This is a genomic window from Ralstonia sp. 1B3, assembly GCF_036631435.1.
This window is the reverse complement of sequence record NZ_JAPNUG010000024.1, coordinates 1-25,402: the sequence shown is the minus strand read 5'-3', so window position 1 is coordinate 25,402 and position 25,402 is coordinate 1. Positions and strand designations below refer to the sequence as shown.

The following is a 25,402-nucleotide window of genomic DNA, read 5'->3' as shown; positions in this document are numbered from 1 at the left end:
GGCCGGTATCTCGTCTTACTGCATTCGCATTATTGGTCGTGGAGCATGTCGGACAGCTCGTCCGCGTGTTCTTCCTCCACGGCCAGAATCTGTTCCAGCACGCGCCGCGTGGTGGGGTCTCGGTCCCCGATGTAGCGGATCATCTCCAGATAGCTGTCGATCGCGATCCGCTCGGCCACCAGGTTTTCCTTGATCATGTCGACCAGGCCGTCGGCTTCCACGTATTCGGAATGGCTGCGCGTCGACAGGCCCTCCGGGTTGAAGTTGGGCTCGCCGCCCAGTTGCACGATGCGCGTGGCAATGCTGTCGGCGTGCGCCTGTTCCTCGTTGGCGTGCACCAGGAATTCTGCGGCGATCGGCTCTGCGTTGATGCCTTTGGCCATGAAGTGGTGGCGCCTGTAGCGCAGCACGCAGATCAGCTCCGTGGCCAGCGCCTCGTTCAGCAGCCGCAGCACGGTCTCCCGGTCGGCTTTGTAGTCTTCGGTCACCGCACCTTCTTCGATGTGCTTGCGGGCACGTTCGCGCAACGTTTTGATGTCGGTGAGGAAGCTGCTTTCCGAGGGTGTGGCGACGTTGGTCCGGCTCATATGAATGCTCCTGCGGGGTGATTGGCGTGGGCGTGAAAGGGCTTATTCGCTGGCGTCGCGTCGGCTGCTGCCGCCTGCCAGTGCTACTACCAGCCCGATCGCCGCGCCGATCGCCACCGCAACCCCCACTGACTTGAACGGTGCGCCCGTGATGGTTTCTTCGGTGCGATCGAGTGCCCAATCCATGCGTTCGCGGGCTTGATGAGCACGGTCGTTGGCGGCCCGGCGCAGTTGCTCCGCGCGAGCGTGCAGTGTGCGGCTGGCGCGGTTGGCTTCGGTGCTGCCTTCGTCGGTCAGTGTGTGGATGGCGTTTTCGAGCGAGCGCAACAAGCTCTGCACGTCCTCCACGGCGGGGCGAGCGGCGTAGCGGGCGTGGTCGACGGCGTCGCTGGCGCTGTTCATGGCGCGGTGCGCGCGATCATTGACGTCGTCAATTCGGCTTCGGACGCGGTGGCTGGCAAAGAGTGACATGGTGAAGCTCCTCATCGTGGCGCCGCGGAAAGACACGCCGGCGGCGCGGTTGGTTCGGGTGCGATTTCGGCTCGTGCGAAAGCGGGCCGCATGCAAAACCACTTAGCAAGACACGGGCCGCGCTTTCGCACGAAGGGTCCGCGCTAATCGACGGCCTTGAAGACCGTGACGCCCAGTACCAGAAACAGCACGAACAGCACCACGAAGATGAAGAACAGGACCTTGGCGATACTCGCCGCGCCTGCGGCAATGCCGGTAAAGCCCAGCACGCCGGCCACCAGGGAAATGATGGCGAAGATGAGTGCCCATTTCAGCATGTTGTCGTCTCCGGTTCGGATGGATCGGAATGCAGGGGGCGGCGCATGGGGTGAGGCCGACGCCCTGTCGCGTACTCCCACGCACATCGCGTGCCTGGCCCGGGTGCGCCCCAAGTGTCGCGCGGGGCGCCCACGCGGTATCATCCGAATTGCCAAAAAACACAAACGCAACGCGCGCCGCGTCGGGCGGTTTGACGCGTTTCCTATGGGTCTGCATGCCATGCGGTCATCCTTGCGCTCCACTCTGCTGCTCGCCGGCGGCATTCTGCTGACGCTCGGGGTGCTGATTGCCTCGGAGACGGGCAACATCCGCCTGAGCCAGGGCTATCGGCAGGTGATTCAGTCGCAGCAGGCTGAAACCGCCATCAACGAGCTGCTTGCCGAGCTGGTGAACGCCGAGGCCGGCCAGCGCGGTTTCCTGCTCACGGGCAAGGACGAATACCTCGATCCGTACAACAAGGCCATCCCGCACATCCACGCGTTGATGGCAGAAATTCGCGATCACTACGCCAACGATCCGGACGCGCTCAAGCTGTTCTCCGAGACGGCGCTGCAGGTCAGCCGCAAGCTCACCGAGATGGAGCTCACGCTGATCTACGGCAAGCGTGACCTGGAAGTGGCGCTCGATCTCGTGCGCACCGATTTCGGCAAGGCGTCGATGGAAGCGGTGCGGCAGGGGCTGGATCGCCTGCGTCAGCGTGAGATTGCCACCGTGGCCCGCAGCCTGGAACACGCCGAGCGCGATCTGGCGCTCTCGCGCTACGGCATTGCGCTCATCACGGCGGTCAACATCATCTTGCTGGTGGTGCTGGGCATGCAGCACGCCAAGCGTCTTGCCGTGACGGAGCGTGAGCGCGACATGGCAGAAGAAGAAAGCCAGAAGCTCGACCGCATGGTGCGTGAGCGCACGCGGCAGTTGAGCGACCTTGCCGCTCACTTGCAGCGCGTGACTGAAGACGAGAAGACGCGCTTGGCGCGCGAGCTGCACGACGAGCTGGGCGCCATCCTCACCGCCACCAAGATGGATCTGCACTGGCTGCGCTCGCGCATTCACGCCAGTGAGCCGGCCGTGAGCGAAAAGATCACGCGCGTGATGGCCCACGTTGATCAGGGCATCCAGATCAAGCGCCGCCTGATCGAAGACCTGCGCCCGACGATTCTGCTGAACCTGGGCTTGGTGGAAGCGCTCTCCCAATTGACCGAGGATGTCGGCACGCGCAACGGCTGGCATACGGAAGTGAGCCTGCCCGACGACATGCCCAAGCTGACTGACGATGCGGCCATCGCGCTGTATCGCATCGTGCAGGAATCGCTGACCAACGCATCGAAGTACGCGCACGCGACCACGGTGTCGGTGGCGCTGGATGTGAGTGAAGAGGGCGTGCGCCTGCGCGTGCGAGACAACGGCCGCGGCTTCCCTGCCGACATCGAGCGGCGCCGCATGGTCGGCCATCACGGCCTGTTGGGGATGGAGCAGCGCGCCATTGCGCTGGGCGGGACGCTGGTCATCGACTCCATGCCCGGCGGGGGCGTGACGATCATCGTCGAGCTGCCGCCCAGCGATGCCGTGTTCGACCGCGCTGCCGCGAACGAACCATCGGGCATGCAGGCGCTGACCGGCGGCATTGCGCCCGCCCCGGGCCACGGGGGCGCGACGGTGTAAGCCACCGGGCGTGATGGCATCGCCCAAACAAAAAAAGCCCCGCGATGGGGCTTTTTGTTTAGGCGATGTGGCCGGTGGAGGCGTCACATCTTCTGCTTGGCGTTGTCGGCGGAATTTTCCAGCTTCTGACCGCCGGTCTGGATGTCCTTGCCGGCGCCGGCCATGGTGTTGCAGCCAGCCAGGAACATACACGTCAGTGCAAGTGCGGCACACAAGGTCTTCATCGAACGCTCCTTGGGGTGAGAAATGGCGTTGAGCGCGCGGCGCGACGGCAGATGCAGCGCGCGCGAAGAATCTCAGGGGTGGAAACGCTGCGCGGGCTGCTGGCGGGGCGGCCGACGCCGGCGCGTTCTTCGATCACCTCGAACACCTTGTCGAGCTCGAGCGATTTGTCGAAGAAGTAGTTGGCACCGGCTTCAAAGCAGCGCTGCCGGTAAGTCGGCACTTGCGCGTGATTGGTGTAGACGATACGCACGCTGGGCGACGCTTGATCGCGCAACGTTTGGAGGACCTTGAAGCCATTGCCCTGCCGCAATTGCAGGTCGACGATCACGACGTCGTAGTTGCCCTGCCCCAGTAGGCCGAGCGCCAGATCTTCGGTGTCTGCCCATTCGACCGTCGCCACGAAGGCGGACGCCTTGAGGTATTCCAGCACCATGCCGCGAAGCACGGGGGAGTCCTCGATCAGGAGGACACGCAGGCCACGGGCGGAGAGGGTGACGGCTTGATCCAGCATGGGTTGATGTTAGCCAGCGGGTTGCCGAGGTGGTATCAGGCGTTGTCCTACATGCCAGTTGGGTTTGCGGCGCGCCGAGGGGTTTTGGCGCTCCACCGGCGGCTACTCGACCAGGCCGTTCTTGATGGCGTAATACGTCAGATCGGCATTGGATTTCATGCCCATCTTTTCCAGAATCCGCGTGCGGTACGTGCTGACCGTCTTGACGCTCAGGAACAATTCTTCCGCGATGATCGATACCGATTGTCCGCGTGCCAGCTTGCAGAAGATCTGGAATTCACGCTTCGACAGGGTCTGGTGCAGCGGCTGATCGGTCGGCTTTTCCAGGCCGCCAATCAGCAGCTCAGCCACGGTCGGGCTGACATAGCGACGGCCTTGCGACACGGTGCGAATGGCCTTGACCAGCTCGTCCGGCGCACTTTCCTTGGTCAGGTAGCCCGATGCGCCTGCGCGGATCAGGTTGATGGCGTACTGGTCTTCCGGGAAGGTCGACAGGATCAGCACCGGCAGATCGGGATGGCGCTGGCGGGCCAGCTTGAGCGTGTCGATGCCGTTGCGATCGGGCATGGAAATGTCGAGCACCACGACGTCGAAGGCGCCGGTGCGGAGTTGCTCCATCACCTCTTCCCCGCTGGCCGCTTCCCCCGCGACTTCGATGTCCCGCTCTTCGGACAGGAACTGCCGAAGGCCGGCACGGACGATCTCGTGGTCGTCCGCAATCAGGACGCGAATCATGCTGCTCCTTATGAGCGCGCTGGGCGGTCTATCCGACGCCGCGCGCTGCGCTTGTTGGTTCGATACGACAGCAATTGTATCGGACTGTTGCGCCAAACCGGGGCTCCTCGTGCCAGCGTGTTCAGGGGAAGTTGTCTGCGTTTCCATAAGAGACCTCGGGAATGTGCATGAATCGCAACATGTCGATGCCTCCCAATGAGCAATCGGCGTGCCTGGGCGCGTGCGGCCAAAGAAAATGGGGCGGAAGAGTTCCGCCCCAGAGGGTAGCCAGGATTGCCGGACGGGGCCGGCAGTTCTGCGCAGTGACGTGTTACTTCGTCTGGGTAGTCGCGGCGGCGTTTGCGCCGGCGTCGGCGCTCAGGCCCGCGCCCGTATCAGCCTGGGCAGCCTTGCCCGACTTCTCTGCGGACTTTTCCGTCTTGCTGACCGACTTGCCGACCTTGTCTGCGGTCTTGTCGACGCCGGCTTGCGTCTTGGCCTTGCGCTCGTGCGCCGCCTTGGCGCCGTGCTCGGCCTTGGTGTTCAGTTGGCTCTTGGCGGGCTCGGTGTCCAGTTTGGCGCCGCCGTCCGACTTCGCATCGGCCTTCAGGCCTGCGCCGGCATTGCCTTGCGCTGGGGCCACGGCAGCCGTGCCGTTGGTTTGCAGCGATGCGCCGGCCGACGGGGTTTGCGCGTTGGCGTAAGCCGAAGCAGCAGCGATGGCGATGGCGGACAGGGAGATCAGCAGCTTGTTCATGGAAGAGACTCCTTTCGTTCTGAACGGCCACGCGAGGGATTCGTCGCGGCATCACTCTGTGTGTGTTGAGTGAATGGGTTCAGTCTATGGAGCCCTTCCGGTTACGACTGTTAGGGGGTGTAAGCCTTTGTAATGTAAGGCACGCCCCTCTTGAAACGTCGACAAAGCCAATGCGGGCAAGGGTTTGCGGACGTAAGACACAGTGTGGATCACACCATGTCTTAAACGTCTTGTCACAGAATCAGAGATTCGGTGCGAGGGCGCGCTCTACAAAGGCGCGGTCTTCGCCGCTGCGGGCGATCATGTCATCCACCTGATCCTGCCCGATCTTGCCCAGCGTGAAGTACGTGCTGTCCGGATGCGACAGGTAGAAGCCCGAGACCGACGCGGCCGGCGTCATCGCCAGCGCCTCGGTCAGGCCCATGCCGATCTCCTGCGCGTCGAGCACGCGGAACATGTCGCGCTTGACGGTGTGCTCCGGGCAGGCCGGATAGCCGGGCGCGGGGCGAATGCCTTTGTACTCTTCGCGGATGAGCGCGTCGTTGTCGAGCGTTTCTTCTGGGGCATAGCCCCACAGGTCGCGCCGTACGCGGGCGTGCAGGCATTCGGCAAAGGCTTCGGCAAAGCGGTCGGCCAGCGCCTTGAGCATGATCGCGCTGTAGTCGTCGTTGTCGGCTTCGAACTGCTTCTCGCGCTTTTCCACCCCGATGCCGCCCGTGACGGCAAACAGGCCGATGTAGTCGGCAATGCCGGTGCTCTTGGGGGCGATGAAATCGGCCAGGCAGCGGTTCGGACGCATCACGCCGTCAATGATCGGGCGTTCGCTCTGCTGGCGGATGTTGCGCCAGGTGAGCGCGACTTCCGAGCGCGATTCGTCGGTGTAGATCTCGATGTCGTCGTCGTTGACGGTATTGGCCGGCAGCAGCGCGATCACGCCGTTGGCCGTGAGCCAGCGCCCGGCGATCAGGCGCGCGAGCATGCTTTTGCCGTCGGAGAACACCTTACGGGCCGATTCGCCGACGATCTCGTCGTTGAGGATGTCCGGAAATTTGCCGGCGAGGTCCCACGTCTGGAAGAACGGGCCCCAATCGATGTATTGCGCGAGTTCGTTCAGGTCGTAGTTGCGGAACACGCGGCGGCCGATGAACTTCGGCTTGGGCGGCGTGTAGTTGCTCCAGTCGATCTTCGTCTTGTTGGCGCGCGCGGCGGCCAGCGACACCATCGGCGTGGCTTTCTTGTTGGCGTGCTGCGTGCGGATGCGATCGTAGTCGGCGTGCAGTTCTTCGACGTAGCGTGCGGCGCCTTCGTCGGACAGCAGGCTCGATGCCACGCTCACCGAGCGGGAAGCGTCCGGCACGTAGACCACCGGCCCTTCGTAATTCGGGGCGATCTTCACGGCGGTATGCACGCGGCTCGTCGTCGCGCCACCGATCAGCAGCGGGATCTTCTTCACGCGGAAGTATTCGTCGCGCTGCATTTCCGACGCCACGTAGGCCATCTCTTCGAGCGACGGCGTAATCAGGCCCGACAGGCCGATGATGTCCGCGCCTTCCACCTTCGCCTTGGCCAGGATGTCGTTGCACGGAACCATCACGCCCATGTTCACGACTTCGAAGTTGTTGCACTGGAGCACGACGGTGACGATGTTCTTGCCGATGTCGTGCACATCGCCCTTGACCGTGGCGATGACGATCTTGCCGCGCGAGCGCACGTCGCCGCCCGCCGCCGCAATCTGGCGCTTTTCTTCTTCGATGAACGGAATCAGGTGCGCCACCGCCTGCTTCATCACGCGGGCGGATTTCACCACCTGCGGCAGGAACATCTTGCCGGCGCCGAAGAGGTCGCCCACGATGTTCATGCCGTCCATCAGCGGGCCTTCGATGACCTGGATCGGACGGCCGCCGGCGGCAAAGATCTTCTGCCGGACTTCTTCGGTGTCTTCGACCACGTAGTCGGTGATGCCGTGCACGAGCGCGTGGGCCAGCCGCTTTTCCACGGGCTCCTGGCGCCAGGCGAGGTTTTCTTCGCGCTTGGTACCACCGCCCTTGTAGCGGTCTGCAATTTCCAGCAGGCGGTCGGTTGCATCCGGGCGGCGGTTGAGCACCACGTCTTCCACCCGGTCGCGCAGTTCGGGGTCGAGGTTCTCGTATACGCCCAACTGGCCCGCGTTGACGATGCCCATGTCCATGCCCGCCTGAATCGCGTAGTACAGGAACACGGTGTGGATCGCCTCGCGCACCACGTCGTTGCCGCGGAACGAGAACGACACGTTCGACACGCCGCCGCTCACCTTCGCGTACGGCAGGTTCTGCTTGATCCAGCGCGTGGCTTCGATGAAGTCCACCGCATAGTTGTTGTGTTCTTCGATCCCGGTGGCGACCGCAAAGATGTTCGGGTCGAAGATGATGTCTTCCGGCGGGAAGCCGACCTTGTTGACCAGGAAGTCGTAGCTGCGCTTGCAGATCTCGGTCTTGCGCGCGTATGTGTCGGCCTGGCCCTGCTCATCAAAGGCCATCACCACGGCGGCCGCGCCGTAGCGCTTGATGAGCTTGGCGTGGTGCGCGAACTGTTCTTCGCCTTCCTTGAGCGAAATCGAGTTGACGATCGCCTTGCCCTGCACGCACTTCAGGCCCGCCTCGATCACGTCCCACTTGGACGAGTCGATCATGATCGGCACGCGCGCGATGTCGGGCTCCGAGGCGATCAGATTCAGGAAGCGCACCATCGCCGCCTTCGAATCGAGCATCGCCTCGTCCATGTTGATGTCGATGACCTGCGCGCCGTTTTCGACCTGCTGGCGTGCCACGGCCAGGGCCTCGTCGAACTGGCTGTTCAGGATCATGCGCGCAAACGCCTTGGACCCGGTGACGTTGGTGCGCTCGCCGACGTTGACGAACAGCGTGCTCTCGCCGATGTTGAACGGCTCGAGGCCGGAAAGGCGCATGGGGTGGTCGGTCATGATGGTGCGGGGTTCGGTCAGGCGGCGGCGTATTCGCCGAGCTTCAGCAGGTTGCCGTGCGGGTCGATCACGTAGAGCTCTTTCATGCGCCACGGACGCACCGCCGGCGGCGCGAGCTCCAGCCCGCGCGCGGTGAATTCTTCAAACAGGGCCTGCGTGCTCGGCACACGCAGGTAGCACGAGGTGTGCTCGGCAATGCGGCGGTCGTCGCACAGCCAGAAATGGATTTCGGCGCCATCGCGGCTGACGATCAGGTAGTCGTCGGCGATCAGTTCCTGCGTGAAGCCGAGCCGCTCCGTGTAGAAGCGGGCCGATTCCTGCAGGTCCAGCGAGGCCAGCACCGGGATCGTACTGTCGATGCGCGCGTTCATGTCAGGCGGCTTCGAGATACTGGCCGGGCCATGCGCGCGGCTTGCGGTTGGCCACGCGCTCGGCAATCGCCTTGATGTGCTCGGGCGTGGTGCCGCAGCAACCGCCCACGAGATTCACCAGGCCGGCCGAAGCAAATTCGTCGACCAGGCTGGACGTGACGTCAGGCGTTTCATCGAAGCCCGTGTCGCTCATCGGGTTGGGCAGGCCGGCGTTGGGGTAGCACGAGACGGCCGTGTCGCAGATCTTCGCCAGCTCGGCGATGTACGGACGCATCAGCGCCGCACCCAGCGCACAGTTCAGGCCGAAGGTGATCGGCTTGGCGTGGCGCAGGCTGTTCCAGAACGCCTCGACGGTCTGGCCCGAGAGAATGCGACCCGAGGCGTCGGTCACCGTGCCGGAGATCATCACGGGCACGCGCTCACCGGTGTCTTCAAAGAGCTGATCGATGGCGAACAGCGCCGCCTTGGCGTTGAGCGTGTCGAAGATGGTTTCGACCAGGAACACGTCCGCGCCGCCTTCGAGCAGCGCCTTGCCCTGCTCGTAATACGCGTCGCGCAGTTGGTCGAAGCTGACGTTGCGGGCGCCCGGGTCGTTCACGTCGGGCGAAATGCTGGCGGTCTTGGGCGTCGGGCCAAAGGCGCCGGCGACAAAGCGCGGCTTGTCGGGCGTGCTGTATTTGTCGCAGGCCTCGCGTGCGAGGCGGGCGGCCACGACGTTCATCTCGTACGCCAGATCCGCCATCTTGTAGTCCTCCTGCGCGATGGTCGTCGCACCGAAGGTGTTGGTTTCGATCAGGTCCGCGCCGGCGGCCAAGTATTGCTCGTGGATTTCACGGATGACGTCGGGGCGCGTGAGCAGCAGCAGCTCGTTGTTGCCCTTCACGTCGATCGGGTGGTCGGCAAAACGCTCGCCGCGGTATTGCGCCTCGGTCAGCTTGTAGCGCTGGATCATGGTGCCCATCGCGCCGTCCAGGATCAGGATGCGGTCGCGCAGCAGCGCGGGCAGGTTGGCGGCACGGGTGTAGGGCAGGGGCGCGGTCATGAGGAGGGACTCCGAGGTGCAGCGGCCGGTCAACTATTCAAAATTTGCGGCCAAAGAAGAATTTTACCAGTCGCATCAATGACTTGCCGCCGTTGTGGGCAATCGCGCTCCTATAATCCACATCACGTCATTTGCCCGTCCGATGCCCGCCATGCAATTGCTTGATCCCGCAGACGCTCACGCCTTCCTGGAACGCACACCCGCCGCGCTGTTTGTCGACTGCCGCAGCGAAATGGAACACCTGTTCGTGGGACATCCGGCCGGCGCCCACCACGTCTCGTGGAACGACGGCCCGCATTGGGAAGTGAACCCCGAATTCGTGCCGACCGTGCGCAAACTGAGCGGCCATGGCGTCGAGCGCCCCGTTGTGTTGATTTGCCGCAGCGGCAATCGCTCGGCGGCTGCCGCGCATGCGCTGGAAGAGGCGGGTTTCCGGGATGTCTACGTGGTCCGCCACGGCTTCGAGGGCGATCTGGACGGCACGCGCCATCGCAACACCCTCAACGGCTGGCGCCATGCCGGCCTGCCGTGGGAGCAGTGCTAGAACGAAGCTATCGCCGCGATAGCCGGTCGGCACATGAAAAACGCCCGGCAGCGCCATGCTCCGGGCGTTTTGGTTGGTTCGCGTGGCGGGCCGTTGCGCCCGCGGAGTACATCAGTGCATCGTGACCGGTTGCGTCATCACCGTGTCGAATTTGCCGAGAAAATCGTCGACTTCTTCAACGGTCGGCTCGCTGGCGATCAGCTTTTTCACGTCCTCGCGGAAATGCTCGGCCAGCTCGCCCCCGAGGAAGATCTCACGTTTGAGGTTCTTGTCCACGATCTCGTAGCCGCCCGCTGCCAGAATGGCGTGTTGGCCGTCTACACCGAACTCAACAACACAGTAGTTGTCGCTGTTGTAGATCATCTGCATGGTGCACCTCCGAGGCGTCAATCGTCTTGCTGTTGTGGGGACTGCTCTACTGCTGCACCGGGTAGATGGGGCCCACCATCACGACTTCAAGGGCCGATCAGCTCCCGCCTCATGACCGTTTCATCTACCCCTTCGGCTTCATGATCGGTCACAAAGTTCGCGAACGCGAGGCGAAATGTGTGACGTGCGTTGTGATCGCGTAACAAGACCTTTCCTGTCCTGCACCGAAAGAAGCAAGCGCCCTTCCGCCGTTCGGCCGGTAGACGAGGGGCCGTGTGCGGGCGCCTGCAACTATCGGCAAGGCAAGCAGGCCTCATGGCGTGTCACATTGACTCCCGCATCCTGCGTGCCCGAGGAACTCATCCAGATCGGCGAGAAAGGCATCCTCCTGTTCGATAGGGGCCAGGTGCGCCGCATGCGGGATCACTTTCAAACGTGCGTCGGGAATGTGCGAGGCGATTTCGCGTGCTGCTTCCACGGGCGCGCCGGTGTCTTGCTCGCCTGTCATGACGAGCGTGGGGCACGCGATGCGCGCGAGTGAGCTGCGTGTGTCGAGCGCCTTGATGGCCAGGCACGCCCCGACATAGCCGTGGGGCGGCGTGGCGCGCAGCAAGTTGCGGATGCGTTCAACGACGTCGGGATGGGCCTCACGAAACGGTGTGGTCAACCAGCGCTGCATCGTGGGTTCGACAATGCCGCTCATCCCGTGTGCTTCCACCTGGCCGATGCGTTCGTCCCACATGGCGTGCGCCGACACGGGCGTGTAGGACACGGTGTCGCACAGGGTGAGCGACCGCAGCCGATGCGGGTGCCGCACGCCCAGGACCTGCCCAACCATGCCGCCCATCGACAGGCCAACGAAATGCATCTGTTCAATCGACAGCGCGTCGAGCAAGCCGGCCACATCGTCTGCCATCTGGAACAGCGTGTAAGGGCCATGCGGGGCACTGGTCTTGCCGTGGCCGCGTGCGTCGTAGCGGAGCACTCGGTAGCGGCTGGCCAGCTTCTGCGCGATGCTGTCCCACAGTTCGTTGTCGACACCTAAGGCATGGGCGAGCACGATCCATGGCCCGTCTGCGCCATCGGTGCGGTAGTGGATGTCGATGTCGTTGGCGTGCACCGTGCCGGAATTGGAGAGGGCGTTGGCGTCCATGTCAGCCTCCTTCCTGGGACTGGTAGACCAGATCGAACTGCATGCCGTTGGGCTCGGTCTGGCGCAGGCGTACCGGCAGCCAGCCGCGATCGGGGGACAGCCAGATCTCCACGCGGCGCTTGTCGTCTGCACGGCGTGGCAGCCGTATGAAGTGCTGCGCACGAATCGTGCCGTTCGGCGTGTCGACGCTCTCCTCGCCGATGTGCTGGACGCGGGCGACTTCCACGCTGTCGGTATCGGCGATCGGGAATTCCAGCGTGAGGCCGGGGCTGGCGATGCGCTCGGGGCCGCCCCGGGCCAAGCCGGTCAATTGGAGGAAGACGCTGAAGCGGTCTTGCGTGCCCTCGGGCAAGGGCAGCACGGCCGGCGTGCGCGTGAATGTGACGGTGGATGCGCTCTGGGGCCCGGACGCCGGTGGGGTGCCGGCCGCGTAGTGGAACGTGGTGACGTCGGGTTGTCGGCGGCCGCGCACTTCTTCGTACCGCATGGGCGTCAGGCCATACGTACCCACGATGCCGGCGCTGCGAAACGCGAGCGTGCCGAAGAACAGCGGCAAGGGAATTTCCACGGCCAGCGTGTAAGTTTTGCCATCGGTGGCCCAACGGATCACACCGTCCTCGTTGCGCACGCCGTTGACGTAGGTGGCGTACCGCAGCGTGGCGGAGGGCGGCAGTGAAAAGGCATCCCCCGGCGGAGCGGCCGGCCCGCTCGGGCCTTCGCCACTGAGATCCGTGATCACCCCGGTATCGCCGGAGGCTTGGGCGCCGGCGCTCGTGAACTCGGATGGGTCCATGCTTGCCACGTCGGGCGCGAGCGGGGTGGGAGCCGGCGCTGGGGCGGGTGCGACCTGGGGGTGCGGACGACTCGGAGCAGGCTGGGGCTTGGGCGCGGCCGGAGGCGGTGGCGGCTGCACCGGCTCCGGTTGCAGCAGCAGCGCGGGGATGATCTGCTCCGGCGCGGGCGGCCACGTCACCTGACGGCTGCGCGCGATCCACACGACGGCAACGACATGCAGCACAAGCACGGCCAATAGCACCACCCCGAGACGGCCAAGCCGATGGAAACGGCGCCTGCGCGATGGCACGTCGTCGGTACTCAGTTCGTCAGGATTGCGGGGCGTTGGGGGCAACGTATCCAAGGTCGGCGGAAAGCTGTTGTGCGGCCAGCCGCAAGCGCCGCTCCAGCGGGCTGCTCCAGGTGGTGTCGAAGGTGCTTTGTGCGCCCAGCGCGATCAGCGCAAGGCACAGTTGGCCGTTGGCGTCGAATACGGGCAGCGACATCGCGTTGATGCCCGGAAGTACGCCGCCGTGGATGCGCGAGGCGCCGTGCAAGCGCACGTCGGCGCAGATGGCGTCGTAGGCTTCGAGCGTTTGCGGCAGCTCCGGGTTCTCGGTGTCGCCGGACTCGCCTTTGGCCGCAATGCGATCGAGTTCGCGCTGGACGAACGAGCGCGTTTGCGCGCGCGGCAAGTACGCGCCGAACACGCGGCCGGTGGCGGAGTTCAGCATCGGCATCACATCCCCCAGGCGCAGGCTGACCGTCACAGGGTGGCTTGCTTCTTCCCAGTGGACGATGGCCGGGCCCTGGTTACCCCAGACAGCCAGGCCGATGGTGTGATCGATCTCGTCGCGCAGGGCGGCGGCAGCGGGCCGGGCGCGGCGCATCGGATCTTGCCGGTTCAGGCTCACCAAGCCCATTTCCAGCGCGAACGGGCCGAGGTCGTAACGGCCCTCAGGCGTTTGCGTGACGAGCCCCAGCCGCGCAAAGCTCACCAGATAACGGTGCGCCTTGGCGGGGTTCATGGGCGCGGCACGCGCGAGGTCGCGCAGCATCATCGGCCCAGTGGTGTGCGTGAGCACTTCCAGAAGCCGGAAGCCGACTTCGATGGACTGGATGCCCGAGCGCGCGGGCGCATCCAATTCACCATCGGCATCGGGCTCCAGGTCGAGATCGGTGTCGGCGGGCAGCGGTGACATGGTGACGGGTCAGGGATCGGTTCGGGCCAGTTTAGCCGATGCTCGGTGTACCATCCGCGCAGCCTTTCTCCATACAACGCACATGAAACTCGCCACCCTCAAGGATGGCTCGCGCGACGGCCAACTCGCCGTGGTCTCGCGCGACCTGAAGACCGCTCACTTCGCCACGCACATCGCCGGCACGCTGCAGCGCGCGCTCGACGACTGGGCCTTCCATGCGCCGCAACTGCAGGATCTGTACGACCAGCTGAACGCGGGCCGCGCACGCCATCCGTTTGCATTCGACCCGGCCAACTGCATGGCGCCGCTGCCGCGCGCGTACCAATGGGCCGACGGCTCGGCCTATGTGAACCACGTTGAATTGGTGCGCAAGGCGCGGGGCGCCGAGATGCCCCCGAGTTCTGGACCGACCCGCTGATGTACCAGGGCGGCTCGGATGACCTGGCGGGCGCGCACGACCCCATCGTCTGCCGCAGCGAAGCGTTCGGCATCGATTTCGAAGCCGAGGTGGCCGTCATCACCGGCGACGTGTCGATGGGCACTGAGCCGGCCGCCGCCGCCGAGGGCATCCGCCTGATCATGCTGGCCAACGATGTGTCGCTGCGCAATCTGATCCCGGCTGAGTTGAGCAAGGGTTTCGGCTTCTTCCAGAGCAAGCCGGCAACGGCGTTTTCACCCGTGGCCGTCACGCCCGATGAATTGGGCGAGGCCTGGCGCGACCGCAAGGTGCATCTGCCGATGACGGTGCGCTGGAACAACAAGAAGGTTGGCCAGCCCGAGTGCGGCACCGACATGGTGTTCGACTTCGGCCAGCTGATCGCGCATATCTGCAAGACGCGCAACGTGCGCGCGGGCAGCATCGTCGGCTCCGGCACGATTTCGAACGTGGACCGTAGCAAGGGGTACGCGTGCATTGCCGAGAAACGCATGCTGGAAACCATCGAATCCGGCGCGCCCGTCACCGAATACATGCGCTACGGCGACACCGTGAAGATCGAGATGTTCGACGCCAACGGCGTGTCGATTTTCGGGGCGATCGACCAGGAAGTGGTCGCGCCGGGCACGCAAGCGTAAGGCTTAAGCGGATTCGGGTGCCGTCCTCGGACGGCGCCCCCGCTTTGGCGCAGCGGCACCGGCCGTCAGCGCCTGCCCGTGATACCCCAGGCGCAGCGATAGCGTCCGCCCGGCCTCGCGCAGCAGCCGCGACGCGGGCCCCTCCAAGCTCGAATCGAACACGCTGGACAAGCCCAGCGCCGTGATGGCCCCGGCCAGCTTGCCTTGTGAATCGAGCACCGGCACGGCCACCGAATCGATGCCGTGCACCAATGTCCCGCCGATTCGCGCGACGCCTTCCTGCCGCACCGCCTGCCAGCGCGCGCGGCAGTTCAGCCAGTCGGTCAGGCCCGCCTTGCCGGCGCCGGGCCCGCGCAATTCACGGTCGATGAGCGAGACGATCTGGATTTCGGCACCCACGCGGCGCACGCCTGGCCCGTGGCCGAATTCAGCAGCGGCATGACCGAGCCCACCCGCACATTGACCGCCACCGGCCGGCCGCTGTCTTCCCAGCGCACGATGACGGGGCCGCGCGCGGTCCAGATCGACAGAACACGCTTTCGTTCAGCCGTTCGGCCAGCTTGGGCAGCAGGTTGCTGCCCTCGCGCACGAAATCCACGTCGGACAGCGCCGACAGCCCCACCTGCAACGCCTGCGCGCCCAGCCGGTAACGGGCGGAGGCCGGGTCCTGCTCGACAAAACCCATGCGTTCCAGCGACACCAGATAGCGATGCACCTTCGCGCGCGGCATGCCCAGCTGCCGACCGAGTTCGGAGACGGCATGGGCGCCACCGGCATGCGCCATCGCCGAAAGCACGCTCAGCGCGATCTCGGCGGACTGGATGCCGGCGCTGGTGCGTTCCGGCGTGGCGTCTTCTGTGGGCAGGTCTTCGGGTGAGGTATCCGGCGGCAGCGGGTCGTCGATGGGCATCTTGAAGTCTCGGATGTCGCTTTATAAGATACGCGTTACGTAAAAGATACAACCGGCGCGGCGGCCTTCGCGCTGGAAAAGACCTCGAAACCGGGAGACGCCATGAAGCTGTCGATCTTTTCCGTGCAGGACCATTACCCCGACCGGCCCCGCAGTCTGCCGCAACTCTACGCAGACGTCATCGCCCAGGCGCGCCACGCCGAAGCGCTCGGCTACGACACCTTCTGGGTGGCCGAGCATCACTTTCACGAGTACGGCGCCGTTCCCAACCCCGCAGTCTTTCTGTCGCATCTGGCCGCGCAGACGCAACGCCTGCGACTGGGCACGGCCATCTCGATCCTGACCTTCCATCATCCGGCCACGGTAGCCGAGAACTACGCGATGGTCGATGCGCTTTCGGGCGGGCGGTTGTCGCTGGGCGTGGGCTCGGGCTACCTCAAGCACGAGTTCGAAGGCTACGACGTCGACCCCGCCGTCAAGCGCGAGCGCTTTGACGAAGCGCTGATGCTTGTCGAGCGCCTGCTTTCCGGCGAGCGCGTGCATCACGCGGGCCAGTTCCACACGCTGCGCGACGTGCGCCTCAACGTTCTGCCGGTGCAGGCCCGCGTGCCGATCCATGTGGCGATCCTGCGGCCAGAGGCGGCGTATCACATTGGCCGGCAGGGGCGGCGCATGCTGTTCGTGCCGTATGCCTCGGTCGAGAGTTTTGAGGACATCCGCACGTTGATGGACGAATACCGCCGTGGCCTGGCGGAAGCAGGCATTGCCGACACGCGCGGCATGGCGGCCGTCGCGCTGCACGCATGTGGGCCCGACCGAAGCCGCCGTGCGTGCAACGGCCGCCGACGCATTCGACCTGTACGTCGCCACGCGGCTCTACGCGCGTCGCCAGACGTACGACGATGTGCTCGCCAGCGGCCTGTCGTTGTTCGGCACGCCCGACGCGGTGGCTGAAAAGCTCGCGCAGCTGTCCGACATGGGCGTCGACCATGTGATGGCGCTGCACAACTTCGGGTTGATGCCGCAATCGGCGGTGCTCGAATCGATGCGCGCGTTGGTAGAGGATGCACTGCCGCGCGCCGGCATCACGGCGCTCGCTGCCTGAACCTGTCCAGCCTGGGCGACTCCGCATCGCCAAACCGCCGCAAAACCGCTACGCTCACTGCCAAACCACGGGAGGAGACCCCAATGCAGCGACCGAAGCGGCGACACGCAGGCGTACTGGCTGGTTTGGCTTTGTTGTCTTCCGCCGCGCTGGCGGATATTCGTATCGGGGTCACGGTGTCGGCCACCGGGCCGCAGGCGTCGCTGGGGCAGCCCGAGAAGAACGCCACCACGCTGTGGCCGCGCGAGATCGGCAGTGAAAAAGTCGACGTGATCGTGCTCGACGATGCGTCGGACACCACGCGCGCGGTCACCAACACGCGCAAGCTGATGAGCGAGTCGAACGTTGACGTGATCGTCGGCTCGTCCACGACGCCGAATACGCTGGCGATGATCGACGCGGCGGCCGAAGGCAAGACGCCCGTCATCTCGCTGGCCTCGTCTGCCCGCTTGATCGAGCCGATGGATGCCAAGCGGCGCTGGATCTTCAAGACGCCGCATTCGGACTCACACATGGCGTCGCTCATTGCGGAGCACGCCGCAGCGCACGGCGTGAAGACGATCGCCTACATCGGTTTTGCCAACGCGCTCGGCGAGGCCTTCCTTGCGGAGGTGCAGCGCTTTGCCGATCTCAAGCACATCCGCATCACTGATACGGAGCGCTTTTCGCCCACCGACAACAGCGTGACCGCGCAGGTGCTGCATCTGCTGGCCAACAAGCCTGATGCGGTGGTGATTGGCGGCTCCGGAACGCCCGCCGCACTGCCGGCCCGCGCGCTGGCTGAGCGCGGCTACACCGGCAAGATCTACTTCAACCACGGCGTTTCCAACAACGATTTCGTCAAGCTGTGCGGCAAGGACTGCGAAGGCGCCTACGTGCCGACCGGCCCCGTGATGGTTGCGGCCGAGTTGCCCGACGCCAATCCGACCAAGAAGCAGGCGATGGATTTTGCCCATCGCTACGAGGCCGCCTTTGGCAAGGGCAGCGTGTCGATCTTCGCCGCCTACACGGGCGACATCGGCTTGCTGTTGCAGCGTGCGGTGCCGGTGGCCCTCAAGCGCGCCAAGCCGGGCACCCCGGCCTTTCGTGAGGCGCTGCGCGACGCACTGGAGCAGGTGCGCGATCTGCCGACCAGCACTGGCGTGGTCAACATGAGCCCGCAAGACCACGTCGGCCTGGACCAGCGTGCCCGCGTGATGGCGCAGATCCGCCGCGGCCAATGGCACCTGGCCGATACCGCGAAGTGACAGTGACGGTGACGATGGCGCACATCCCGCGTTGCACGCGCAGTCTCATCCGCTATGCTTGATCCATTACCTCGGACGCCATGACCTCGCTCGCTCCCCGCTTTGCCCGCTACCAGGCGCTGACGCTCGTCCAGCACGGCCCGATCCTCGAAATCGTGATGGGTGCGGCGCAGTCCGCCAACCGCAAGCTGTCCACCGCCGATGCCGGCCTGCACCGCGAGCTGGCGGAAATCTGGCGCGATGTGTCCGCCGAGCCGTCGGTGCGCGTCGCGCTGATCCGCGGTGAGGGCAAGGGCTTCTCGGCCGGCGGCGATCTGCACCTCGTCGAGCAGATGGCCGACGACTTCGAGGTGCGCACGCGGGTCTGGCACGAGGCGCGCGACCTCGTCTACAACGTCATCAACTGCGACAAGCCGATTGTCAGCGCCATGCACGGCCCGGCCGTGGGGGCAGGGCTGGTCGCCGGATTGCTGGCCGATATTTCGATCGCCGCGAAGGATGCACGCATCGTCGACGGCCACACGCGCCTGGGCGTGGCGGCGGGCGACCATGCCGCGATTGTCTGGCCGCTGTTGTGCGGCATGGCCAAGGCCAAGTATTACCTGCTGCTGTGCGAATCCATGACCGGCGAGGAGGCCGAGCGCATCGGGCTGGTTTCGCTGGCCGTGCCCGAATCGGAACTCGTCAACCGCGCATTCGAAGTCGCCGAGCGCTTGGCGGCCGGTTCGCAGACGGCCATCCGCTGGACAAAGTACGCGCTGAACAACTGGCTGCGCATGGCCGGCCCAAGTTTCGATACGTCGCTGGCGCTTGAATTCATGGGTTTTGCGGGCCCCGACGTGCGCGAGGGCATTGCGAGCCTGCGCCAGAAACGTCCGCCCACGTTCGACGGCGCGTGATTGAAGATGAAGACTCGCAAGCGCGCCCGACCCTCGACCGATTTGTAGGAGACACCATGTTCACCCAGATGCCCAATTTCGCCGAAGGCGGTTTTGAATTCTTGCGCAAGTTGTGGGGGCGGCTTTGCCGGGATGGCCGGTGGCGGCATGCCCAACATGGCGAGCTTTGCCGCGCCGCCGATGGATCTTGAGGAAATCGACAAGCGCATCCACGACCTGCGCGCCGTGGAGAGCTGGCTGCAACTGAACGCCAGCCTGCTGCGCACGGCAATCCAGGGCCTGGAGGTGCAGCGCGCCACGCTGGTGGCCTTGCAGACGTTCGGCTCCGCACTGTCGCCCGAGGCCATGAAGTCTGCGTTCGACGGGCTGACGCCGGACGCGTCCTCGTCGGCATCGTCTTCCGACGAGGCATCCAAACCTGCTTGGCCGCACACCGCCGCCACGGCCAAGCCGGCCGAAGACGAACCGCCTGAAGACGCAGACGAGGCGGAAGAAGACACCGACGACGATCAGGCCGAAGCCCGCGCCGAGAATGCCCAGGCTCAAGCCCAGGCCGCTGCGCAGGCACAAGCAGCCGCCCGCGCCGCCGCGGCCGCGGCCGCGCTTGACCCTTCACCGTGGTGGAACATGCTGCAGCAGCAGTTCAACCAGATCGCCAGCTCCGCGGCGGCGGCCATGCCGATGCCGCAAAACCTGATGCCGGGCTTCCCGGGCGGCTTCCCCGGGTTTGGCGGCGCCCCTGGCGCGGAAGGCCTGGATGCCGCGCCGGAAGATATCGAAGGCACGCCGGCGCCGGCCAAGCCCAAACGCGCTGCCGCCAAGTCGGCGCAGAAGCCGGCCGCCAAGACGCCTGCAGGCAAGACGGCGAAGCCCGCCACCAAAAGGCCGCTGCCAAGAAAGCGCCGGCGAAGTCTGCATCGCATAAGCCCAACAACGACGCGCCCTGATTGATGTCGACAGACTGCACTGCACTCTTGATGATGGGCGGCGGCGCGCGTGCCGCCTATCAGGTCGGCGTGCTGCGCGGCATCGCAGGGTTGGCGCGCGAGTATGCGCCGGATGTGGCGCGCACGCCGTTCGACGTCATTTGCGGGACATCGGCGGGCGCGATCAACAGTCTGGGCCTCGCACGCGGCGCGCAGGATTTCACGCTCGCTACCGAGGCGCTGACCCAGCTCTGGGGCAGCCTGCATGCCGATCGCGTCTATCGCACGGACGTCGGCCGCGTCGGCTCCAGCGGCGCGCGCTGGCTGACCGCACTGGCGTTCGGCTGGATGACCGGCCGCACGCCGCGCGCGCTGTTCGACAACACACCGCTGCGCGAGCTGCTTGAATCGCAACACGACGGTCAGCAGGTGCAGGCTGCATTCGACGCCGGAGCGCTGCGCGCGCTGGCCATCACCGCGCTGTCTTACACCACGGGGCGTCACGTCACGTTCTATCAATCGCCGCACGTGGTGCTGCCGTGGCGGCGGTCGCAGCGGATTGCGGTGTCGGATCAGATCGGCGTGTCGCACATGCTGGCGTCGTCGAGCATCCCGTTCGTCTTCCCGGCCGAGCCGGTGCCGCTCGAAGGGAACGACGAATGGTTCGGCGACGGCACGATGCGGCAGATGTCGCCGTTGAGCCCCGCCATTCATCTGGGCGCGAATCGCATTCTGGTGGTGGGTGCCGCGTCCCGCTCGCAGCCGGGCTGGTACGACACGGTACCGGCGTCGGGTTATCCGTCGCTGGCGCAGATTGCCGGGCAGGCGCTGGCGAGCATCTTTCTCGACGGGCTTTCGGCCGATATCGAGCGGCTGCAACACGTCAACGCCATGGTGGCCCGCAACCCCGAGATTGCCGACGCACGCGACGGCTGGCGCAAGATCGAGGTGCTGGTCATGGCGCCGTCCGAGCGCATCGAACTGATTGCTTCCCGCCACGTGCAGCGCCTGCCGGGCACGGTGCGCGCACTGCTCAAGCCGCTGGGCGGCACTGAGGCGCGGGGGCGGCATTCGCCAGCTATCTGCTCTTGAGCCGGAGTTCACGCAGGAATTGATCGACCTGGGAGAGCGCGATGTGCAGGCGCGCCGCGACGAACTGGCAGCGTTCCTGTACGGCGCGATTCCGGACACGATGCGCGCAGCCTGATCAGCGCGACGACCGTGTCGACGGTTCAGCCAGCAACGCGTCGATGCGCTTGATGAGCGCTGGGTCGCTCGGCTCGACGCTGCTCGGGAACACCGCCGCCACGCGGCCGGTGCGGTCCAGCAGGTATTTGTGGAAATTCCACTTGGGCGGCTGGCCCGTCTGCGTCGCCAGCCACGCATACAGCGGCGACGCGCTCGCCCCCACCACAGCCGTCTTCGAGAACATCGGAAACTTCACGCCGTACGTGTTGTAGCAAAAGTCGGCGATCTGCTTGCTGTTGCCGGGTTCTTGCTGGAAGTCGTTGGACGGAAACCCCAGCACCGTCAGCCCCTTGTCACGGTACTTTGCGTACAGCGCTTCGAGCCCTTCGTATTGATGCGTGTAGCCGCAATAGCTCGCGGTGTTGACGACCAGCAGGACGCGGCCGGCGTACTGGCAAAGGTCTTGTGGCGCGTCGTCCTGCAGGCGCTTGACGCGAAAATTCAGGCTGGCGGGGCAGGCACCTGCAGCGGCCGGCGCGTGTGCTGCAGCGGCGACGCCGGCCGTTGCAGCGTGCCCCGTGCGGGGCAGCAGCAATGCAATGACCGCAATGGCAATCGCAATAGCGATCATGAGCAGATGGTGCCGACGCAGGACGCCCGACGTGTGCAGTTGCAGGCGCGGACGACGTGCGGACGCGGTGGCAGAAAACAACATGGCGATCCTCCAAAAGCGGACGCTCAGCCGGCGAGCGGGAGTTTGTCTTCAGTCTAGGGTATAACGCGCCGGGGTCGCCCCATGTGGGATGTGCGGTATGCGTGGCGCGCCATCCGCCGCACGGATCGCTGCACTTTCTATACTGAAGAACTCGCCGGGCGATGACCCGGTCCGACACAAAAGACGGTGGCCGCGTGCTGCCGATCACATCGCGGTGTACCGCGAGACAACGCGCGACTGCGTCGTGCGTCAGGGGTCGCCAAGCCACCTTGCAACTGTGGCATCGGCAGGCCTGTTGTCACGAGGAAACGGGCAGACACAGAACTTTGCTCGGGCAACCACGAAAAACAGGGCCCGGTCAAGCATGTCTGCTAGAATCCGCCTGCAAATTCAAAGGCTTACCATGCTCTATCCCGAATTGTTCAAGTCGTTGGAAGCGGTCCGCTGGAATATGGAAAAGGATATTCCGTGGGACACGTTCGATGCGTCGCTGCTGACCGACGCGCAAGCGCAGACCATCAAGATGAATGCCATCACCGAGTGGTCAGCCCTGCCGGCCACCGAGATGTTCCTGCGTGACAATCGTCACGACTCCGATTTTTCGGCCTTCATGAGCGTGTGGTTCTTTGAAGAGCAGAAGCACTCGCTGGTGCTGATGGAGTATCTGCGCCGCTTCCGCCCGGACCTCGTGCCGACTGAGGAAGAGCTGCACAACGTGCGCTTCGAGTTCGATCCGGCTCCGCCGCTGGAAACGCTGATGCTGCACTTCTGCGGCGAAATCCGCCTGAACCATTGGTACCGCCGTGCCTCCGAATGGCACACCGAGCCGGTCATCAAGGCGATCTACAAGCATCTGTCGCAGGACGAAGCCCGCCACGGCGGCGCCTACCTGCGCTACATGAAGAAATATCTCGGCCAGTTTGGCGACAGCGCGCGCAGCGCATTCGCCAAGATCGGCGTGCTGATGGCCTCGGCGCGTCGCACCGAAAAGCCGCTTCACCCGACCAACCTGCACGTCAACAAGGCGCTGTTCCCACAAGACACGGTGCAGTCGCGCCTGCCGAACCCGGATTGGCTGGAGCACTGGCTGGACGAGCAGATCAAGTTCGACGCCGGCTGGGAAAAGAAGGTCATCGAGCGCATCCTGCACAACATGGGCCTGCTGTTCGAGCGCACCTTTGAAACCGTGCAAGACCTGAACCGCTACCGCAAGGAACTGAACGCACGTCTGCTCGGCTCGGCCGAACAAGCTGCCTGATCCTTGCCACTGGCAGCCAGCGGCCCATCGATTCGATGGGCCGTTTTGTTTTCCACTCCGATTCCGCTTTTGCCATGACCGCTCGCCAGCCCGCACCCGCCTTTGAACAGAAGATCTGCGACGCCGCCGACGTGGAAGCCCGCGTGCGCGCCTTGCCGCGCCCCTTGGTCTTCACCAACGGCGTGTTCGACATCCTGCATCGCGGTCACGCCACGTATCTGGCGCAGGCGCGTGCGCTTGGCGCGTCGCTCGTGGTGGGCGTGAACACCGACGCCTCGGTGCGGATGCTCGGCAAGGGCGACGACCGCCCGCTGAACACACAGGACGATCGCCTTGCCGTGCTGGCCGCCCTCGAAGCGGTGAGTCTGGTGGTGGTGTTTGCCGAGCGCACGCCGGTCGAACTCATCAAGCGCGTGCGCCCTGACATCTACGTGAAAGGCGGCGACTACGACATCGATGCGTTGGAAGAAACGCGTGTGGTGCGCAGCTGGGGCGGCACGGCGCTGGCGATTCCGTTCGAGCACGATCGCTCGACGACGGCGCTGCTCAAGCGCGTGCGCGCGACGTCTTGAGCGTTTAGCGCGATGCCGTGACCGCCGCGCAAGCGTGCAGGTCTTCGGCGCCCAGGTTTTTCTTGAGTGCGGCCAGCTGGGCTGCGACGCCCGAAGCCGCATCGGCGGTGGTGGTCACGCGCAGCGTGGTCTGCGCGCCAAGCCGGCGTGTTTGCGTGACCACGGCCGTGCGCACGTCCTTGGCGCGCAGTTCGTCCAGACGCTGCTGCGCGCGCTCCTTGTCGCGGAACAGGCCCAGCGACACCACAAACGTATTGCCTTCCTGCACGATGGCTGAATCCGCCACGTTGCGGCGCTTGAGTTCGGCCACCTTGCGATCGGCGTCGTCGCGCGTGTCGCGGGCCGGCATGTGGACCCACCAGCGGTTGTCTTCCTGCCGCGTGATGCGCTCAACCTGCACGCCCGCCAGTTGCTTGATCTGATCGAGGCCGCGCGTGGCCTGTGCTTCGGTCAGGCCGCCGAGTTCGGTGCAACTGCCGCCGCTGTCAGCGGTGGTGGCGGAGATCAGAGCCGTGCGTTCGATGTTGGCCTGTGGGCCCGACGCGACAGGCGTGGAAGCGGCTGACGACGAGGCCGGCGCCGATTTCGGTACGCCGCCGGCTGGAGCAGAAGCGGGTGCCGGCTCGAGAATACGGATCTCTTCGGTACGGATCTGGCGGCGCATGCGGTCAGGCTCGCGCTCGCTTTCGAACCACGCCTTGGACACTTCGGGCCCGAACACGCCGGTATTGGCCGCGAGCAGAACGCCGTTGACGAGCAGCAGGAGCAGCAGGGCGAGGCGAAGCGTCATGGTGCGAACGGACGTGGATTCGGGGGTTGGTTCGGAATGCAGGAACACAGCAGCAGCAACGGTAAGACGTCAGGTGAAGACAGCGCGGCCAAGTGAGGCTACGCCAGCGTCGCGGCACCTTCCCGGCTCGCGCGCGCCAGCACCTGCAGGCCGAGCAGCACGAGATTATCGTGCATCTGGAACGGCATGCGCAGATGCGGCCCCAGCGCAGCGCGCGCCCCGCCGCTCAGCACGCAGCGTGCCGGCCCGGGATGCTGCTTTTGCAGTGCCATCCACGTCTGCGCAATCGCGCCCGCCTGCGCGATGACGCAGCCCAGCGCGATGGCGTCTTGCGTGTTGTCGGCCCAGGGTGGTGCCACGACGTCGCCCGCACTCAGGTAGCTGACATCGACTTCGGGCAACTGCGCCGTGTTGCGGGACAGCGCGCGCATCATCAATGTGAGGCCGGGCAGGATCAGGCCACCGGCAAACAGGCCATCCGGCGTGACGATGTCGAGCGTGGTGGCGGTGCCAGCCGTCACGAGCAGAAGGGCGGTGTCGGGCCACAGATGGCGGGCGCCGACCGCGCCGACCCATCGGTCAGTGCCGAGCTGCGACGGGTCGCGATACCCATTGCGCAGGCCAGCGGTGGCGTCTTCCGATGCCGCAATGCGCACGCGCGCGCCGTCGAACACGCGGGCGATGCGCGCGGTGAGTGCATCGCGCAGTGCCGGACCGGCCACCGCGCTGATCCACACCTCGGGCGGCGCAACGCCGGCGGCGTGGCAATCGCGCCAGTCTTCCACCAGTTCGGCCAATCGATCGTGCGCGCGGGCGCCGGCATGCTGCCAGGGCGTGCCGCCGGGCTCCTCCGGCAGGGCGAGTTCGGCATCGGCACCACCGGCAATCCACGCCCATTTGATGCGCGTATTGCCCGCGTCGATCAGCAACAGCGGACGGGCGGGGGCGGCGTGCGCGGCAGAGGCCTTCAGGCGTGTCATGGCTGCTCCGCGTCTGCGCTACGCAAGGAGACCTCGCCGCTGTGGACCCACTGCACACGTCCGCCCGATTCAATCGCGA

Annotated in this window: 24 protein-coding genes and 5 pseudogenes; 11 read left to right on the top strand and 18 right to left on the bottom strand. The window is 65.3% G+C overall.

Annotated features, from left to right (window positions below; all coding sequences use genetic code 11):
- Positions 1-29 precede the first annotated feature (29 nt).
- The 3 genes from OWR21_RS06630 to OWR21_RS06620 form a co-directional block, all read right to left on the bottom strand.
- Positions 30-587 carry a ferritin-like domain-containing protein gene (locus OWR21_RS06630; RefSeq protein WP_332394828.1) on the bottom strand — a complete coding sequence of 186 codons (558 nt, stop codon included), beginning with the start codon at positions 585-587 and terminating at the stop codon, positions 30-32.
- A gap of 42 nt (positions 588-629) precedes the next feature.
- Positions 630-1,058: a DUF883 family protein gene (locus tag OWR21_RS06625; protein WP_147213972.1), complete on the bottom strand. Its 429-nt coding sequence runs from the start codon at positions 1,056-1,058 to the stop codon at positions 630-632.
- Positions 1,059-1,201: 143 nt separating this feature from the next.
- Positions 1,202-1,375, bottom strand: coding sequence for a DUF1328 family protein (locus tag OWR21_RS06620; RefSeq protein WP_004633727.1), 174 nt, complete (start codon positions 1,373-1,375; stop codon positions 1,202-1,204).
- Between the two features lie 220 nt (positions 1,376-1,595).
- Here OWR21_RS06620 and OWR21_RS06615 point away from each other — a divergent pair, with 220 nt between their 5' ends.
- The gene (locus tag OWR21_RS06615; protein ID WP_316874936.1) at positions 1,596-3,038 is read left to right on the top strand and encodes a CHASE3 domain-containing protein; all 1,443 of its coding nucleotides are present in this window, start codon (positions 1,596-1,598) and stop codon (positions 3,036-3,038) included.
- A gap of 83 nt (positions 3,039-3,121) precedes the next feature.
- Here OWR21_RS06615 and OWR21_RS06610 read toward each other — a convergent pair whose 3' ends face one another.
- The 7 genes and pseudogenes from OWR21_RS06610 to OWR21_RS06580 all read right to left on the bottom strand — a co-directional run bounded on the left by OWR21_RS06610 (position 3,122) and on the right by OWR21_RS06580 (position 9,617).
- A complete protein-coding gene (locus OWR21_RS06610; protein WP_147213974.1) occupies positions 3,122-3,262 on the bottom strand; it encodes an entericidin A/B family lipoprotein in 141 nt (46 codons plus the stop codon).
- 72 nt (positions 3,263-3,334) lie between these two features.
- A pseudogene (locus tag OWR21_RS06605) lies at positions 3,335-3,774 on the bottom strand (response regulator).
- Positions 3,775-3,876: 102 nt separating this feature from the next.
- On the bottom strand, positions 3,877-4,509 hold the full coding sequence (locus OWR21_RS06600) for a response regulator (RefSeq protein WP_009277190.1): 633 nt from the start codon (positions 4,507-4,509) through the stop codon (positions 3,877-3,879).
- A 310-nt stretch (positions 4,510-4,819) separates the two neighbouring features.
- Entirely contained in the window at positions 4,820-5,245 is a 426-nt protein-coding gene (locus OWR21_RS06595; RefSeq protein ID WP_147213976.1) for a hypothetical protein, read from the bottom strand.
- A gap of 241 nt (positions 5,246-5,486) precedes the next feature.
- Positions 5,487-8,225: a methionine synthase gene (metH, locus tag OWR21_RS06590; protein ID WP_332394836.1), complete on the bottom strand. Its 2,739-nt coding sequence runs from the start codon at positions 8,223-8,225 to the stop codon at positions 5,487-5,489.
- On the bottom strand, positions 8,222-8,575 hold the full coding sequence (locus OWR21_RS06585) for a bleomycin resistance protein (protein ID WP_316900361.1): 354 nt from the start codon (positions 8,573-8,575) through the stop codon (positions 8,222-8,224). The genes metH and OWR21_RS06585 overlap by 4 nt, the downstream gene beginning before the upstream one ends.
- Before the next feature lies 1 nt (position 8,576).
- Positions 8,577-9,617 (bottom strand): homocysteine S-methyltransferase family protein, encoded by a 1,041-nt coding sequence (locus OWR21_RS06580; protein WP_147213978.1) that lies wholly within the window; start codon positions 9,615-9,617, stop codon positions 8,577-8,579.
- A gap of 151 nt (positions 9,618-9,768) precedes the next feature.
- On the opposite strand from OWR21_RS06580, the gene OWR21_RS06575 reads away from it, so the two are divergent.
- Positions 9,769-10,161, top strand: coding sequence for a rhodanese-like domain-containing protein (locus OWR21_RS06575; RefSeq protein WP_316888740.1), 393 nt, complete (start codon positions 9,769-9,771; stop codon positions 10,159-10,161).
- A gap of 111 nt (positions 10,162-10,272) precedes the next feature.
- Here OWR21_RS06575 and OWR21_RS06570 read toward each other — a convergent pair whose 3' ends face one another.
- From OWR21_RS06570 to OWR21_RS06555, 4 genes are all read right to left on the bottom strand, one after another.
- Positions 10,273-10,530, bottom strand: a complete 258-nt coding sequence (locus OWR21_RS06570; protein WP_147213979.1) for a BTH_I0359 family protein — start codon at positions 10,528-10,530, stop codon at positions 10,273-10,275.
- Positions 10,531-10,843: 313 nt separating this feature from the next.
- A complete protein-coding gene (pcaD, locus tag OWR21_RS06565) occupies positions 10,844-11,683 on the bottom strand; it encodes a 3-oxoadipate enol-lactonase (RefSeq protein WP_332394827.1) in 840 nt (279 codons plus the stop codon).
- Position 11,684: 1 nt separating this feature from the next.
- Positions 11,685-12,821 (bottom strand): DUF3108 domain-containing protein, encoded by a 1,137-nt coding sequence (locus tag OWR21_RS06560; RefSeq protein ID WP_442968604.1) that lies wholly within the window; start codon positions 12,819-12,821, stop codon positions 11,685-11,687.
- Positions 12,787-13,659 carry an IclR family transcriptional regulator gene (locus OWR21_RS06555; RefSeq protein ID WP_316888737.1) on the bottom strand — a complete coding sequence of 291 codons (873 nt, stop codon included), beginning with the start codon at positions 13,657-13,659 and terminating at the stop codon, positions 12,787-12,789. The genes OWR21_RS06560 and OWR21_RS06555 overlap by 35 nt, the downstream gene beginning before the upstream one ends.
- Before the next feature lie 82 nt (positions 13,660-13,741).
- On the opposite strand from OWR21_RS06555, the pseudogene OWR21_RS06550 reads away from it, so the two are divergent.
- Positions 13,742-14,733: pseudogene (locus OWR21_RS06550) on the top strand (fumarylacetoacetate hydrolase family protein).
- A 3-nt stretch (positions 14,734-14,736) separates the two neighbouring features.
- On the opposite strand, the pseudogene OWR21_RS06545 reads toward OWR21_RS06550, so the two are convergent.
- Positions 14,737-15,643 (bottom strand): annotated as a pseudogene (locus tag OWR21_RS06545) (IclR family transcriptional regulator).
- A 102-nt stretch (positions 15,644-15,745) separates the two neighbouring features.
- On the opposite strand from OWR21_RS06545, the gene OWR21_RS06540 reads away from it, so the two are divergent.
- From OWR21_RS06540 to OWR21_RS06515, 6 genes and pseudogenes are all read left to right on the top strand, one after another.
- Positions 15,746-16,597: an LLM class flavin-dependent oxidoreductase gene (locus OWR21_RS06540; RefSeq protein ID WP_332394826.1), complete on the top strand. Its 852-nt coding sequence runs from the start codon at positions 15,746-15,748 to the stop codon at positions 16,595-16,597.
- Positions 16,590-16,748 carry a hypothetical protein gene (locus OWR21_RS06535; RefSeq protein WP_332394825.1) on the top strand — a complete coding sequence of 53 codons (159 nt, stop codon included), beginning with the start codon at positions 16,590-16,592 and terminating at the stop codon, positions 16,746-16,748. Before OWR21_RS06540 ends, OWR21_RS06535 begins: the two co-directional genes overlap by 8 nt.
- An 83-nt stretch (positions 16,749-16,831) precedes the next feature.
- Positions 16,832-17,995: an ABC transporter substrate-binding protein gene (locus OWR21_RS06530; protein ID WP_332394824.1), complete on the top strand. Its 1,164-nt coding sequence runs from the start codon at positions 16,832-16,834 to the stop codon at positions 17,993-17,995.
- An 80-nt stretch (positions 17,996-18,075) separates the two neighbouring features.
- On the top strand, positions 18,076-18,894 hold the full coding sequence (locus OWR21_RS06525; protein ID WP_147213985.1) for an enoyl-CoA hydratase/isomerase family protein: 819 nt from the start codon (positions 18,076-18,078) through the stop codon (positions 18,892-18,894).
- Positions 18,895-18,950: 56 nt separating this feature from the next.
- Positions 18,951-19,841, top strand: a pseudogene (locus OWR21_RS06520) (PhaM family polyhydroxyalkanoate granule multifunctional regulatory protein).
- Between the two features lie 3 nt (positions 19,842-19,844).
- Positions 19,845-21,027 (top strand): annotated as a pseudogene (locus OWR21_RS06515) (patatin-like phospholipase family protein).
- On the opposite strand, the gene OWR21_RS06510 reads toward OWR21_RS06515, so the two are convergent.
- On the bottom strand, positions 21,028-21,723 hold the full coding sequence (locus OWR21_RS06510) for a glutathione peroxidase (RefSeq protein ID WP_332394823.1): 696 nt from the start codon (positions 21,721-21,723) through the stop codon (positions 21,028-21,030).
- Between the two features lie 403 nt (positions 21,724-22,126).
- On the opposite strand from OWR21_RS06510, the gene OWR21_RS06505 reads away from it, so the two are divergent.
- Positions 22,127-22,981: a ferritin gene (locus OWR21_RS06505; protein WP_004633768.1), complete on the top strand. Its 855-nt coding sequence runs from the start codon at positions 22,127-22,129 to the stop codon at positions 22,979-22,981.
- Between the two features lie 74 nt (positions 22,982-23,055).
- Positions 23,056-23,553: a D-glycero-beta-D-manno-heptose 1-phosphate adenylyltransferase gene (rfaE2, locus tag OWR21_RS06500; RefSeq protein ID WP_332394821.1), complete on the top strand. Its 498-nt coding sequence runs from the start codon at positions 23,056-23,058 to the stop codon at positions 23,551-23,553.
- Between the two features lie 4 nt (positions 23,554-23,557).
- On the opposite strand, the gene OWR21_RS06495 is transcribed toward rfaE2, so the two are convergent.
- Together OWR21_RS06495 and OWR21_RS06490 are read right to left on the bottom strand one after the other, a co-directional pair.
- Positions 23,558-24,343, bottom strand: coding sequence for an SPOR domain-containing protein (locus OWR21_RS06495; RefSeq protein WP_332394820.1), 786 nt, complete (start codon positions 24,341-24,343; stop codon positions 23,558-23,560).
- Positions 24,344-24,441: 98 nt separating this feature from the next.
- Positions 24,442-25,323 (bottom strand): type III pantothenate kinase, encoded by an 882-nt coding sequence (locus tag OWR21_RS06490; RefSeq protein ID WP_316888726.1) that lies wholly within the window; start codon positions 25,321-25,323, stop codon positions 24,442-24,444.
- Positions 25,324-25,402: the final 79 nt, after the last annotated feature.

What these genes read in the sequence shown, in the direction of transcription:
- OWR21_RS06510 (WP_332394823.1), bottom strand. Translation starts at nt 21,723, where the DNA reads ATGTTGTTTTCTGCCACCGCGTCCGCACGTCGTCCGCGCCTGCAACTG.
- OWR21_RS06525 (WP_147213985.1), top strand. Translation starts at nt 18,076, where the DNA reads ATGACCTCGCTCGCTCCCCGCTTTGCCCGCTACCAGGCGCTGACGCTC.
- OWR21_RS06615 (WP_316874936.1), top strand. Translation starts at nt 1,596, where the DNA reads ATGCGGTCATCCTTGCGCTCCACTCTGCTGCTCGCCGGCGGCATTCTG.
- rfaE2 (WP_332394821.1), top strand. Translation starts at nt 23,056, where the DNA reads ATGACCGCTCGCCAGCCCGCACCCGCCTTTGAACAGAAGATCTGCGAC.
- pcaD (WP_332394827.1), bottom strand. Translation starts at nt 11,683, where the DNA reads ATGGACGCCAACGCCCTCTCCAATTCCGGCACGGTGCACGCCAACGAC.
- OWR21_RS06575 (WP_316888740.1), top strand. Translation starts at nt 9,769, where the DNA reads ATGCAATTGCTTGATCCCGCAGACGCTCACGCCTTCCTGGAACGCACA.
- OWR21_RS06595 (WP_147213976.1), bottom strand. Translation starts at nt 5,245, where the DNA reads ATGAACAAGCTGCTGATCTCCCTGTCCGCCATCGCCATCGCTGCTGCT.
- OWR21_RS06555 (WP_316888737.1), bottom strand. Translation starts at nt 13,659, where the DNA reads ATGTCACCGCTGCCCGCCGACACCGATCTCGACCTGGAGCCCGATGCC.
- OWR21_RS06495 (WP_332394820.1), bottom strand. Translation starts at nt 24,343, where the DNA reads ATGACGCTTCGCCTCGCCCTGCTGCTCCTGCTGCTCGTCAACGGCGTT.
- OWR21_RS06570 (WP_147213979.1), bottom strand. Translation starts at nt 10,530, where the DNA reads ATGCAGATGATCTACAACAGCGACAACTACTGTGTTGTTGAGTTCGGT.
- OWR21_RS06540 (WP_332394826.1), top strand. Translation starts at nt 15,746, where the DNA reads ATGAAGCTGTCGATCTTTTCCGTGCAGGACCATTACCCCGACCGGCCC.
- OWR21_RS06530 (WP_332394824.1), top strand. Translation starts at nt 16,832, where the DNA reads ATGCAGCGACCGAAGCGGCGACACGCAGGCGTACTGGCTGGTTTGGCT.
- OWR21_RS06490 (WP_316888726.1), bottom strand. Translation starts at nt 25,323, where the DNA reads ATGACACGCCTGAAGGCCTCTGCCGCGCACGCCGCCCCCGCCCGTCCG.
- OWR21_RS06630 (WP_332394828.1), bottom strand. Translation starts at nt 587, where the DNA reads ATGAGCCGGACCAACGTCGCCACACCCTCGGAAAGCAGCTTCCTCACC.
- OWR21_RS06600 (WP_009277190.1), bottom strand. Translation starts at nt 4,509, where the DNA reads ATGATTCGCGTCCTGATTGCGGACGACCACGAGATCGTCCGTGCCGGC.
- OWR21_RS06620 (WP_004633727.1), bottom strand. Translation starts at nt 1,375, where the DNA reads ATGCTGAAATGGGCACTCATCTTCGCCATCATTTCCCTGGTGGCCGGC.
- OWR21_RS06580 (WP_147213978.1), bottom strand. Translation starts at nt 9,617, where the DNA reads ATGACCGCGCCCCTGCCCTACACCCGTGCCGCCAACCTGCCCGCGCTG.
- OWR21_RS06585 (WP_316900361.1), bottom strand. Translation starts at nt 8,575, where the DNA reads ATGAACGCGCGCATCGACAGTACGATCCCGGTGCTGGCCTCGCTGGAC.
- OWR21_RS06610 (WP_147213974.1), bottom strand. Translation starts at nt 3,262, where the DNA reads ATGAAGACCTTGTGTGCCGCACTTGCACTGACGTGTATGTTCCTGGCT.
- OWR21_RS06625 (WP_147213972.1), bottom strand. Translation starts at nt 1,058, where the DNA reads ATGTCACTCTTTGCCAGCCACCGCGTCCGAAGCCGAATTGACGACGTC.
- OWR21_RS06505 (WP_004633768.1), top strand. Translation starts at nt 22,127, where the DNA reads ATGCTCTATCCCGAATTGTTCAAGTCGTTGGAAGCGGTCCGCTGGAAT.